We start from the raw sequence: 11,569 nt of genomic DNA, 5'->3' as shown, positions 1-11,569 counted from the left end.
TTATCGATTCACCACGGCAGGCTCTGGCCGTCGTGGTTCAAAAATGCGCCTCGGTGTTTCGGGTCGCGCTGTTCAAGGACGTGGTTCAGGGTCTGGCGCAGGCTGCTCGCGCTTTGTTCGGGCGTCAGGGGCGCTTGTGCACCGCCCATGTCGGTCTGCACCCAACCGGGGTGGATGGCCAGCACGGTGATGTCCGGCTGCTCAGCCTGGGTGCAACGGACCACCATGTTGAGCGCCGCCTTGCTCACGCGGTACAGCGCGGCGTTGCCACTGGTGGTCTCTTGCATGCTGCCCATGATGGAGCTGATGCAGGCGATCACGCCATGCGTTTCTTGCACCATGGGCGCGATCTGGGGAATGACCTGCATCGCGCCCATCACGTTGGTGTGCATGACAGCGTCAAAACTGTCGCAGGTGGGCGGCGTGCTGGCACTGGCGCGGTCCATGGCCCCGGCCACATAAATGGCGAGATCAATCTTCTCGCCGTCGAGCTGCCAGGACAGTCCCGAGTTGCTGGCCGGGTTGGCCACATCCAAGCGCAGGGTTTGCGCGCCCAAGGCTTTGAGGCTTGCAAGTCCTTCGTCAGAACGGGCGGTGGCGATCACGCGCCATCCGTCGGCGGTGTACTGGCGCGCCAGCTCCAAGCCGATGCCGCGGGACGCGCCAATAAGAAGAACGGTGGTCATGGTGTTGTGTTTTGTAGGAGCGACGCCCTCGTCGCGAATAGTCGGGTGATTCATCGCCGCGAGGGCGCGGCTCCTACAGACGATATTTAGACCAATTCCAACGCCACTGCCGTGCCTTCGCCGCCGCCAATGCACAACGTGGCCAGGCCTTTTTTCAGGCCACGGGCTTGCAGTGCGTGGATCAGCGTGACCATGATGCGGGCACCCGATGCGCCAATGGGGTGGCCCAATGCGCAAGCGCCGCCGTTCACGTTGACCTTGTCGTGCGGCACATTCAGCTCGGTCATGAGCGCCATGGGCACGACGGCAAAGGCTTCGTTGACCTCCCACAGGTCGACGTCTTCGACCTTCCATCCGGCTTTGGCCAAAGCCTTCTGGCTGGCGCCCACGGGGGCGGTGGCGAACCACTCGGGCTCTTGCGCGTGGGTAGCGTGGCTCACGATGCGGGCCAGGGGCTTGCAACCGAGCTTGGTGGCTGTGCTTTCGCGCATCAGCACCATGGCGGCCGCGCCGTCGTTGATGGACGAGCTGGCCGCAGCGGTGATGGTGCCACCCTCTTTCTTGAAGGCGGGTTTGAGTGTGGGAATTTTGTCGATCTTGATCTTGCCAGGGCCTTCGTCGATAGAGACCACGACTTCGCCCGCTCGGGTCTTGACCGTCACGGGTGCGATTTCCTTGGCAAAGCCACCGTTCTGGATGGCGTTTTGTGCGCGTTGGACGCTGGCCATGGCGAAGGCATCTTGCTGCTCACGGGTGAACTTGTATTTGGCGGCGCAGTCTTCGCCAAAAGTGCCCATGCTGCGGCCGGCTTCGTAGGCGTCTTCCAGGCCGTCGAGCATCATGTGGTCGAAAATTTTGTCATGGCCCATGCGGTAACCACCACGGCCTTTGAGCATCAAATAGGGCGCGTTGGTCATGCTCTCCATGCCCCCGGCCACCAGGACGTCGTGCGTGCCCGCCACCAGCATGTCGTGTGCGAACATGGCCGCGCGCATGCCTGAGCCGCACATTTTGGACAAGGTGACCGCGCCTGCGCTCTTGGGCAAACCGCCTTTGAAGCCCGCTTGACGCGCCGGGGCCTGACCCTGGCCGGCCATCAGGCAGTTGCCAAACAGCACTTCGGTGACGAGTTCAGGGCTGATGCCAGCACGCTCGACAGCGGCCTTGATGGCGACACCGCCCAAGTCGTGGGCAGCCAGTGAGGAAAAGTCGCCCTGAAAACTGCCCATGGGGGTGCGGGCAGCGCTGACGATGACGATGGGGTCGGACATGGTTCTCTCCAATTGAATTAACAGTCGCCGCGCCACCCCACAGGGTCACGCGGCAGGAAGAACGCCACCACGGGGGTAGCGTTTGAATGCGTTGCGGAAGACGTCCACCACTTCATGGGCACCGCTCATGGTCACACCCAAGTCTTTGACCAAGCCGTTGTCCAGACCATAAATCCAGCCGTGCACCGTGACTTTTTGGCCACGGCTCCAGGCGTCTTGCATGACGTTGGACAGGGCGACGTTGCCGACCTGCTCGATCACGTTCATCTCGCACATGACCGATTCAAGTTCTTCTTGCGGCAAATGATTCAGGCGCTGTCGGTGGCGCAAGCGCACGTCCTGCACATGACGCAGCCAGTTGTCGGCCAAACCCACGCGCATGCCACGCGTGGCAGCCAAAACACCGCCGCAGCCGTAGTGACCCACGACCATGATGTGCTCGACCTTGAGGGCATCGACCGCGTACTGGATGACCGACAGCGCATTCAGGTCTGAGTGCACCACCACGTTGGCCACATTGCGGTGCACAAACACTTCGCCCGGATCCAGGCCAGTGATCTGGTTAGCGGGCACGCGGCTGTCGGAGCAGCCAATCCACAAATATTTGGGGTTTTGCTGGTTGGCCAGGCGTGAGAAATACGCAGGGTCCTGCTGGACCATGCTCTGCGCCCAAGCGCGGTTGTTGTCAAAGAGATGCTGAAGTGATTGGCTCATGCGTCGATTGTGGCAGTGCAGCAAAGTCCTCAGGCGGTTTCGGAGAACAATTCGCGACCAATCAGCATGCGGCGGATCTCGCTCGTGCCCGCACCGATCTCGTACAGCTTGGCGTCACGCCACAAGCGGCCCAGCGGGTATTCGTTGATGTAGCCGTTACCACCAAAAATCTGCACGCCCTCGCCCGCCATCCAGGTGGCTTTCTCAGCGGTCCACAAAATGACGGATGCGCAGTCTTTGCGCACCTGGCGCACATGCTCGGTGCCCAGCAGGTCGAGGTTTTTGGCCACGGTATAGGCGAAGCTGCGACCGGCTTGCAGCACGGTGTACATGTCGGCCACTTTGCCCTGGATGAGTTGGAACTCGCCAATGCTCTGGCCGAACTGCTTGCGGTCGTGGATGTAGGGGATCACGTTGTCCATGACGGACTGCATGATGCCCAGCGGGCCACCCGTGAGCACGGCGCGCTCGTAGTCCAGGCCGCTCATCAGCACCTTGGCGCCGTTGTTCAGGCCGCCGAGGATATTGGACTCGGGCACTTCGACGTTGTTGAACACCAACTCGCCCGTGTGGCTGCCGCGCATGCCCAGCTTGTCGAGCTTTTGGGCGATGCTGAAACCCTTCATGCCCTTCTCGATCAAAAAGGCCGTGACGCCGCGAGCGCCCAGCTCGGGCTCGCTCTTGGCATACACCACCAGGGTGTCGGCATCAGGCCCGTTGGTGATCCACATCTTGGAGCCGTTGAGCAGGAAATAGCCGCCTTTGTCTTCCGCCTTGAGTTTCATGCTCAACACGTCCGAACCCGCGCCGGGTTCGCTCATGGCCAGGGCGCCCACATGCTCACCGGAAATCAACTTGGGCAGGTATTTGGCGCGCTGCTCGGGCGTGCCGTTGCGCTTGATCTGGTTGACGCACAGGTTGGAGTGGGCACCGTAGCTCAGACCCACCGAGGCGCTGGCACGGGAGATTTCTTCCATGGCGATCATGTGTGCCAGGTAGCCCATGTTCGCGCCGCCGTACTCCTCACCCACCGTGATGCCCAGCACGCCCAGATCGCCCATCTTGCGCCACAGGTCCATGGGAAACTGATCATCGCGATCGATCTCGGCGGCGCGAGGGGCGATTTCGGCTTGGGCAAACTCACGCACTGCGTCTCGCAGGGCGTCAATGTCTTCACCGAGTTGGAAGTTCAGACCGGGCAAGTTGTTCATTAGGAAGGCTCCAGCTCAAGGAAAAATATGGGATGGCGGGCAAAGCCGCTGACTCAATAGGTTTGCGGCACCGCCGTCAAAGTTTGCTGCATCACAGCGCAAGGGGTTTGTTGACCATCGCTCGCGATGTGCACGACCTCAGCCGAACACACGATCACCCGCTTGCCCGCCTTGGTCACTTGCCCGATGGCGTGAATTTGACCGCCCTGCAAACTGTTCAAAAAGTTGATTTTGTATTCAATGGTGACGACTTCCATGCCTTCTGGCGCCACCGTCAACGCGGCGTATCCACCTGCGATGTCGGCCAGCGCACCAATGGCACCGCCATGAAAACCACCTTGTTGCTGGGTGACCTTGTCCCCATAAGGCAGGGACAACTCGACGCGGCCCACCGTGGCCGATACCAATTGCACACCCAAGTGGTTCATCATGCCCTGGCGCGCCAGACTGCTCGCCACCCGTTCATGGGGTGTCGGCGGTGAAACGGCAGAAGAACTGGCAAGGCTCACGTCATATCCCATGGTTGAATACAAACCCTGACTTTAATTGACGTTTACGTCAACGTCAATCAAATCGTCGGGTCTTTACCGATGAGGATCAAACCACTGGGTTCGCCTTGCTGGCCTTGGTCAGCAAACTTCGGGTTTCTTTTTCATGGGTTTTGACTTCGTCCAGCGTGGCCTCCAAGTCGGCCAATTGCGACTCCAATTGCTGGCGGTGCTCGGCCAGCACCACCAAAAATTTCTTGAGTTGCGGCACGGTGTCCCTTGGGCTGTCGTACATGTCGATCAGGCCCTTGGCTTCATTCAGTGACAAGCCCAAGCGCTTGGCGCGCAAGGTGAGCTTCAAACGGGTGCGGTCTCTGGCCGAGTACACACGGTTGCGCCCACCTGGACCCGAACGCTCGGGCTCGAGCAAGCCCATGTCTTCGTAAAAACGGATGGCTCGGGTGGTCAGGTCAAATTCCTGGGCCAAATCGCTGATCGTGAACATGTTCGCCATGGCTTGGGCTCCTCAACCGCTTGCGCAAGGGAGACAGCCTCGCAACAAGCCGCACCCTAGAATTCAATGTGTGTTTGACGTTAACGTCAACGTCAACCTTCCGAATGCTAACCCAATCCACACGCCGCATGTCCACCTTGCCCAATGCCATGGCCACGCCCCAAGTGGAGACCACCCACCCCACGCTGAACTACCCTCTGGGCGAACAGCTGCCCGCCTCGGGTTCAGCCACCGAAGTTGCGCCTGGCATTTTTTGGTTGCGTGTGGGCCTGCCCTTTGCACTGAACCACATCAACCTGTGGCTGCTGCGAGACTGCATGCCTCACCCTTCACAAGCGGGCGTTCAGCAAGAAGGCTGGACGGTGGTGGACTGCGGCATCGACAACCCAGTGACCCGCGAAGCCTGGCAACAGGTGGAGCAACAAATGCTGCAGGGTTTACCGATCTTGCGTGTGCTGGTGACCCACATGCACCCCGACCACATGGGGCTGGCCCATTGGCTGTGCGAGCGCTGGCAAGCTCCCCTGTGGATGAGCACCAGTGAATACCAGTCGGCACTGCTCGCCTGCAGCCGTTTGTCCAATTTTGGTGGCTCCAGCACGGTCGCATTCTTTGAGGCCCACGGCTGGCGCAAGGCCGAAGACCTCGCCGTCATCCAAGCCCGCATGGGCTACTACCCGAGCATGGTGCCCAAGATTCCAAGCGCCTATGTCCGTCTGATGGCAGGCGCACATGTGCACATTGGCGATCGCCTTTGGACGTGCCTCGGTGGTTACGGCCACTCACCTGAACACATGGCCCTGCACGACGCCGAAAACCAACTGCTCATCAGTGGCGACATGCTGCTGCCCTCCATCTCCACCAACATCAGTGTCTACGCCATGGAGCCCGACGGCAACCCGCTCAAGTGGTTCCTTGACTCACTCGAGCGCATGGTGGATTTGCCCGATGACACCTTGGTGCTGCCCTCGCACGGGCGTCCGTTTCGGGGCGCTGCCACCCGAATTGCCCAACTGCAATCACACCACGCGGACCGCTTGTCCGAGTTGTTGCAAGCCTGCACTGCGCAAGCTTGCAACGCCTACGAACTGCTGCCCGTGTTGTTCAAGCGTCCGCTGGATGTGCACCAAACCACCTTTGCTTTGGGCGAGGCTGTGGCGCACTTGAATTTGTTGTGGCTCTCGGGTCGGATGCAGCGTACACGCGATGCCGATGGCGTCTACCGCTTCACCACCAGCCCGCCTGTGTGAATCGACGGCTCAGTCTTCTTTCAAATCTACCGGGGCCTGGCGCAGCGCTTGCCGACGCTGCGCATAGTCAGGCATGACCTCGCCGACCGTTTCCCAAAAGCGGGGGCTGTGGTTCATTTCTCGCAAGTGTGCCAACTCGTGCACCACCACATAGTCAATTTGGCTGATGGGCAGGTGAATGAGGCGCCAGTTCAATCGGATGTGCCCATCATGACGCGCACTGCCCCAACGGGTGCTGGCGCTTGACAGGCTGAGTTTCAACCAACGCACCCCGAGCAGTGGCGCAAAGTGGTGCAGTCGCTCTTCAAACAAGGTTTTGGCCTGCTTTTTGAGCCACACCTGCGCAGCGTCACGCACCTGAGTCACCGAGGCACCTGGCGGCACAGCCACAGGCAAAATTTGATCGGCCGGCAGGTCTTGCCCAAGCACGCGCCCCACGCCGCGCTCCAGCACGCACAGTTGCAATGTGCGCCCCAAAAACGGCACATCGGCCCCGTGCCGCCACTCAATGGCTTTTTGAAATTGCTCGGTTTGCCGATCTTTGAACTGCTGCAACTTGGCCACAATCCAAGCGCCTTTTTCCTGGACAGCAGCGTCCACTTCTCGCAAGGTGACCCAATTGGGCGCGCGGACCACCAATCCATCAGCACCCACCATGAAACCAATGCTTTTGCGGCGCGAGCGTTCAAAACGAAAAGACACCACAACGCCCTGCAGTTGCGCATGGCGATTGGCGGCAGGATGGGTGAAGCCTGTCGCCAAGGGCAGGTCCTTGCCCGAGAATTCGTCAACGCTTGTGGACGGGGGTTTGCCCGGTGAAGTGGGCGGTTCAGGCGGCAAGATGGAAGGCTTGGGCTGGTTCGGTAGGACGGGGTCACCACCCGTGAAGAAATCCAACACAAACTGCAAAGGCGCGCGCATGGTTCGCCTCACTCCAATTCAATGGCCGACGACGTCGGGATAAGCCTCAGGATAAGCCTCAGGATAAGCCTCGGGATCGAGTCGGTGCATTTCCGATTCGATCCAGGTCTCGACTTCCAACATGAGTTCATCGGCGCTGCGGCCTTCACTGGAGATGGCGCGGCCAATGGAAATGTCCACCACCCCCGGTGTTTTGACGAAGGCCTTGGTCGGCCAGCAACGCGCCGAGGTTACGGCTATTGGAATCACAGGCACACCCGCAGCGATGGCCAAACGGGCGCCACCGCTTTTGTATTCACCTTTTTGACCACGCGGAATGCGCGTGCCCTCGGGAAACATGATCACCCAAACGCCTTCTTCCATGAGGCGGCGGCCTTGTTGGACGACCTTGGCAAAAGCCCGTGAGCGCTGCTTGCGATCAATGTGGATCATGTCCATGCGGCCCATGGCCCACCCAAAAAAGGGCACCCTGAGGAGTTCTTTTTTGAACACGTAGGCCAGCGGGTGCGGCATGATCACGGGCATGACAAAGGTTTCCCAGGTTGACTGGTGCTTGACCAGCAAAACCGCTGGGTCCTTGCTGCCTTGGGGCAAGTTTTCCATGCCCTGAATGCGGTTTTCGATGCCCAAAATCCAAGTGCCACTGTTCACCGCCAAACGCAGCCAACCCACACACATCCAATACAGGCGTGTGCTGCTGACCACGTAAGAGACCACCACCACAAACAGCGCCCAAGGCACCACCGTGATGGCCATCCAGAGCACATGGGCAAGTGAGCGAAGAAAATTCATGCGGGTTTTGGCCTAGGGGTTGGGTGATCGAGATGGGATTTCAGTTGACTCTGCAGCGGCCAGCAGGTGATCTGCAAAAGCCATCAAATCCGCATGGACGCGGGTATTGACCGGAAACTCCGGCGGCAAACTGACAGGGTCGACCATCGCATGTCGACCGGAAAGCACCAAATGGGGCGCACAGCCGGCCGCCTGGGCGGCCAGCATGTCGCGCAGGCTGTCGCCAACATAGGGCACACCGATCAGACTCAGACCATAGCGCTCTTCAATCTGCTGCAACAAACCCGGCGCAGGTTTGCGGCAACTGCAGCCCTCTTCAGCAGCGTGGGGGCAATAAAAAATCGCATCGATACGCCCTCCCAAAGTGGCCAAGGCCTTGAGCATGTGTGCATGGACGGCGTTGAGGGCGGCCATGTCAAACAACCCCCGGCCCAAACCCGACTGGTTGGTGGCCAACACCACATGAAAGCCCGCATGGTTAAGCCGACTGATCGCTTCCAGCGCACCCGGCAAAGGGTGCCACTCTTCTGGCGACTTGACGAACTCCTCGCTGGCCCGATTGATCGTGCCATCCCGGTCCAGGATGACGAGTTTCAGGTGGGCGTTCATAAGAGGAAGTGATCAGTGAGACTGGGTGCTGTAGGGGTCAAGCCGCCAAACGAGACAAGTCGGCCACGCGGTTCATGGCCACATGCAGACTCTTGAGCAAGCCTTGGCGGTTCAGGCGCAGGTCCATTTCTTCGGCATTGACCATCACGTCATCAAAGAAAGCATCGACGGGTGCGCGCAAGGCCGCCAGGGTTTGCAAGCTGGCGGTGTAATCGCCCGCATTGAACTGTGCCTCGGACTCCGGGACAATTTTTTGCATGACGGCATACAGGTTTTTCTCGGCCTCTTCATGCAACAGCGCGACGTTCACATGCGCGTCCACCTCGCCCGCCTTCTTCAAAATATTGCCAATGCGCTTGTTGGCGGCAGCCAAGGCTGGGCTTTCAGGCAAAGCAGCAAAGGCCCGCACAGCTTGTAGGAACTGGCTAACTTGACTCAAACGTGCAGGGCGCAGGGCCATGACGGCGTCGACTTCTTGCGCGCTGAAAGCTTGCTCGCGCAGGTTGCCGGCCAAACGGTCGTAAATGAAATCGATCAAAGCTTCAGGGCCACCTGTGATCTTGTCGCCGAAGACCGGGGAGGACAAAGCCAACAACTGGGGCAATCCCAAGGCCACATCTTGTTCAATGAGCATACGGATCACACCCAAGGCGTGGCGGCGCAGCGCAAATGGGTCTTTGTCGCCTGTCGGCACATTGCCAATGCCGAACATACCGACCAGGGTTTCCAATTTGTCGGCCAGCGCCACCACCAAGCCCACGTTGTTGCGTGGCAGATCGTCACCGGCAAAGCGCGGTTTGTAGTGGTCTTCGATGGCCTCGGCCACATCACTGCTCAGGCCATCGTGGCGGGCGTAATAACCGCCCATGATGCCTTGCAGCTCAGGGAATTCGCCCACCATGTCGGTCAGCAAATCGGTCTTGGCCAGGCGTGCGGCCTGCTCGGCTTGCTTGGCCAGAAGATCGCCACCCACTTGCTGGCCGATGGCTTTGGCGATGGCGCAGACACGCGCCATGCGTTCACCTTGTGTGCCGAGCTTGTTGTGGTAAACGACTTTGGACAGGCCTTCGACACGCGATTCGAGTGTCTTCTTGCGGTCTTGGTCGAAGAAGAATTTGGCATCGGCCAAGCGCGGGCGCACCACGCGCTCGTTGCCGCCGATCACAAACGACGCGTCGTCGGGGGTGATGTTGCTCACCACCAAGAAGCGGTTGGTCAGCTTGCCCGATGCATCGATCAAGGGGAAATATTTCTGGTTGGCCTTCATCGTGAGGATCAGGCACTCTTGCGGCACGCCCAAGAACTCGGTCTCGAACTGGCAAGTCAGCACGTTCGGACGCTCGACCAGCGCGGTCACTTCGTCCAACAAGGCGTCGTCTTCGATGGGGCGAGCACCGCTGCCCGCCTTGGCAGCTGCGGCATTCAGCTGGCGCACGATTTCTGCACGGCGTTCGGCAAAGCTGGCGATGACCGAGCCGTCGCGCTTGAGCACTTCGTCGTATTGGTCGGCGTGCGACAAAACCACGGGCGAGACCTTGGCCTCAAAGCGGTGGCCTTGGGTGCTGTTGCCCGCGGTCAGCCCCAGCGCCTTGATGGGCACCACGGCGCTGCCGTGCAGGGCGATCAGGCTGTGCGCAGGGCGCACAAAGTTCACACTGCTCCAGCCGGGCAATTCGCAGTCGGTTTCCAGCTGGTACTGCATGACTTTGGGAATTGGCAACTTGGCCAGCGCTTCATCCAGCGCTTTTTGAAGACCTGCTTGCAATGAGGCCCCTTTGACCAAGCTGTCGTAGAACAGCGCTTCTGCCTTGCCGTCGGGCTGGCGCTTGAGCGCGGCCACGGCCGCAGCCGGGTCGCTCACGTCTGCGCCCAAGGCTTGCAGTTTTTTGAGCAGTGCGGGTGTCGCATTGCCCGCTGCGTCCAAGCCCACAGCCACAGGCATCAGCTTTTGCTGTACAGCCTTGTCGGCGGCCTGCGCCAGCACGCCGTTCACATGGGCAGCCAGACGGCGAGGCGAGGCGAACGCCGTCACCACCGCGTCGGCCGGAGCCAGGCCTTGCGCCTTGAGTTGTTCGGCCAGCACGCCCGAAAAAGCAGCACCCAACTTATTGAGCGCCTTGGGCGGGAGCTCTTCCACAAACAGTTCTACCAGCAGGTTTTGTGTCGTCATGTCGTTCTCCCTCACGCGGCTTTCTTGGGCATTTGAGCAACCCATTCACGCGGGGCCATCGGGAAGTCCAGACGTTCGCGGCTTTCGTAATAACTCTGGGCAACGCTGCGGGCCAGGTTGCGGATGCGGCCAATGTAGGCGGCGCGTTCGGTCACACTGATCGCGCCGCGCGCGTCCAGCAAGTTGAAAATGTGCGCGGCCTTGAGCACTTGCTCGTACGCGGGCAGCGCCAGCTGCGCGCCCATGAGGTGCTGAGCTTGCTTTTCGTGCGCGCCAAAGGCGGTGAACAAGAACTCGGCGTCGCTGTGCTCGAAGTTGTAAGTCGACTGCTCGACTTCGTTTTGCTTGTACACATCGCCGTAGGTCAAACCGTCGGTCCATTGCAGGTTGTAGACGTTGTCCACACCTTGCAGGTACATGGCCAAGCGCTCCAGGCCGTAGGTGATCTCGCCCGTGATCGGTTTACAGTCGATGCCGCCCACTTGTTGGAAGTAGGTGAACTGCGTGACTTCCATGCCGTTGAGCCAGACTTCCCAGCCCAGTCCCCAAGCACCGAGCGTGGGGTTTTCCCAATCGTCTTCGACGAAGCGGATGTCGTTTTTCTTCAGATCAAAGCCCAGCGCTTCGAGCGAGCCGAGGTACAGCTCCAGGATGTTGCTGGGTGCGGGCTTCAAAACGACCTGAAACTGGTAGTAGTGCTGCAGGCGGTTCGGGTTTTCGCCATAGCGGCCATCCTTGGGGCGGCGGCTGGGCTGCACGTAGGCGGCTTTCCATGGCTCGGGGCCGATGGCGCGCAAAAACGTGGCGGTGTGGCTGGTGCCCGCACCGACTTCCATGTCGTAGGGCTGGAGCAAGGCACAGCCCTGGGCATCCCAGTACTGCTGCAATTTCAAAATGATTTGCTGGAAGGTCAACATGGCCTGAGCGAAGCCAGCAGCGAGCT

Annotated in this window: 12 protein-coding genes; 1 reads left to right on the top strand and 11 read right to left on the bottom strand. The window is 60.1% G+C overall.

Annotation, left to right across the window (positions count from 1 at the left end):
• Positions 1–8 precede the first annotated feature (8 nt).
• From SWE17_RS14030 to SWE17_RS14005, 6 genes are all read right to left on the bottom strand, one after another.
• Complete coding sequence (locus SWE17_RS14030; RefSeq protein WP_322993696.1) at positions 9–686, bottom strand: SDR family oxidoreductase; 678 nt, start codon at positions 684–686, stop codon at positions 9–11.
• 86 nt (positions 687–772) lie between these two features.
• Positions 773–1,957 (bottom strand): acetyl-CoA C-acyltransferase, encoded by a 1,185-nt coding sequence (locus SWE17_RS14025; protein WP_322993695.1) that lies wholly within the window; start codon positions 1,955–1,957, stop codon positions 773–775.
• 45 nt (positions 1,958–2,002) lie between these two features.
• On the bottom strand, positions 2,003–2,671 hold the full coding sequence (can, locus tag SWE17_RS14020; RefSeq protein WP_322993694.1) for a carbonate dehydratase: 669 nt from the start codon (positions 2,669–2,671) through the stop codon (positions 2,003–2,005).
• A gap of 29 nt (positions 2,672–2,700) precedes the next feature.
• The gene (locus SWE17_RS14015) at positions 2,701–3,882 is read right to left on the bottom strand and encodes an isovaleryl-CoA dehydrogenase (protein WP_322993693.1); all 1,182 of its coding nucleotides are present in this window, start codon (positions 3,880–3,882) and stop codon (positions 2,701–2,703) included.
• 53 nt (positions 3,883–3,935) lie between these two features.
• On the bottom strand, positions 3,936–4,391 hold the full coding sequence (locus SWE17_RS14010; protein ID WP_416235018.1) for a PaaI family thioesterase: 456 nt from the start codon (positions 4,389–4,391) through the stop codon (positions 3,936–3,938).
• Between the two features lie 88 nt (positions 4,392–4,479).
• On the bottom strand, positions 4,480–4,884 hold the full coding sequence (locus SWE17_RS14005; RefSeq protein WP_322993692.1) for a MerR family DNA-binding transcriptional regulator: 405 nt from the start codon (positions 4,882–4,884) through the stop codon (positions 4,480–4,482).
• Between the two features lie 128 nt (positions 4,885–5,012).
• Here SWE17_RS14005 and SWE17_RS14000 point away from each other — a divergent pair, with 128 nt between their 5' ends.
• Entirely contained in the window at positions 5,013–6,134 is a 1,122-nt protein-coding gene (locus SWE17_RS14000; RefSeq protein ID WP_322993691.1) for an MBL fold metallo-hydrolase, read from the top strand.
• Positions 6,135–6,143: 9 nt separating this feature from the next.
• Here the strand turns inward: SWE17_RS14000 and SWE17_RS13995 are convergent, their stop codons facing one another.
• From SWE17_RS13995 to glyQ, 5 genes are read right to left on the bottom strand one after another with little or no spacing between them, the layout of a single operon-like run.
• Positions 6,144–7,055 (bottom strand): SprT family zinc-dependent metalloprotease, encoded by a 912-nt coding sequence (locus SWE17_RS13995; protein WP_322993690.1) that lies wholly within the window; start codon positions 7,053–7,055, stop codon positions 6,144–6,146.
• 18 nt (positions 7,056–7,073) lie between these two features.
• On the bottom strand, positions 7,074–7,847 hold the full coding sequence (locus SWE17_RS13990) for a lysophospholipid acyltransferase family protein (protein WP_322993689.1): 774 nt from the start codon (positions 7,845–7,847) through the stop codon (positions 7,074–7,076).
• A gap of 12 nt (positions 7,848–7,859) precedes the next feature.
• The gene (gene gmhB, locus SWE17_RS13985) at positions 7,860–8,456 is read right to left on the bottom strand and encodes a D-glycero-beta-D-manno-heptose 1,7-bisphosphate 7-phosphatase (RefSeq protein WP_322993688.1); all 597 of its coding nucleotides are present in this window, start codon (positions 8,454–8,456) and stop codon (positions 7,860–7,862) included.
• A gap of 37 nt (positions 8,457–8,493) precedes the next feature.
• Positions 8,494–10,626: a glycine--tRNA ligase subunit beta gene (gene glyS / locus SWE17_RS13980; RefSeq protein ID WP_322993687.1), complete on the bottom strand. Its 2,133-nt coding sequence runs from the start codon at positions 10,624–10,626 to the stop codon at positions 8,494–8,496.
• A gap of 11 nt (positions 10,627–10,637) precedes the next feature.
• Positions 10,638–11,543 (bottom strand): glycine--tRNA ligase subunit alpha, encoded by a 906-nt coding sequence (gene glyQ / locus SWE17_RS13975; protein ID WP_322993686.1) that lies wholly within the window; start codon positions 11,541–11,543, stop codon positions 10,638–10,640.
• Positions 11,544–11,569: the final 26 nt, after the last annotated feature.

The sequence above is a fragment of the Limnohabitans sp. genome, assembly GCF_034680285.1.
In the GTDB taxonomy this organism is placed as follows: domain Bacteria; phylum Pseudomonadota; class Gammaproteobacteria; order Burkholderiales; family Burkholderiaceae_C; genus Limnohabitans_A.
Note: the sequence above shows the minus strand (reverse complement) of the source record. Positions and strands in the feature narration are given on the sequence as shown.

Coding starts and splice junctions, on each gene's coding strand:
- gmhB (WP_322993688.1), bottom strand. CDS start 8,456: ATGAACGCCCACCTGAAACTCGTCATCCTGGACCGGGATGGCACGATC.
- glyQ (WP_322993686.1), bottom strand. CDS start 11,543: ATGTTGACCTTCCAGCAAATCATTTTGAAATTGCAGCAGTACTGGGAT.
- SWE17_RS14025 (WP_322993695.1), bottom strand. CDS start 1,957: ATGTCCGACCCCATCGTCATCGTCAGCGCTGCCCGCACCCCCATGGGC.
- SWE17_RS14005 (WP_322993692.1), bottom strand. CDS start 4,884: ATGGCGAACATGTTCACGATCAGCGATTTGGCCCAGGAATTTGACCTG.
- SWE17_RS13995 (WP_322993690.1), bottom strand. CDS start 7,055: ATGCGCGCGCCTTTGCAGTTTGTGTTGGATTTCTTCACGGGTGGTGAC.
- SWE17_RS14030 (WP_322993696.1), bottom strand. CDS start 686: ATGACCACCGTTCTTCTTATTGGCGCGTCCCGCGGCATCGGCTTGGAG.
- SWE17_RS14000 (WP_322993691.1), top strand. CDS start 5,013: ATGTCCACCTTGCCCAATGCCATGGCCACGCCCCAAGTGGAGACCACC.
- can (WP_322993694.1), bottom strand. CDS start 2,671: ATGAGCCAATCACTTCAGCATCTCTTTGACAACAACCGCGCTTGGGCG.
- SWE17_RS13990 (WP_322993689.1), bottom strand. CDS start 7,847: ATGAATTTTCTTCGCTCACTTGCCCATGTGCTCTGGATGGCCATCACG.
- SWE17_RS14015 (WP_322993693.1), bottom strand. CDS start 3,882: ATGAACAACTTGCCCGGTCTGAACTTCCAACTCGGTGAAGACATTGAC.
- glyS (WP_322993687.1), bottom strand. CDS start 10,626: ATGACGACACAAAACCTGCTGGTAGAACTGTTTGTGGAAGAGCTCCCG.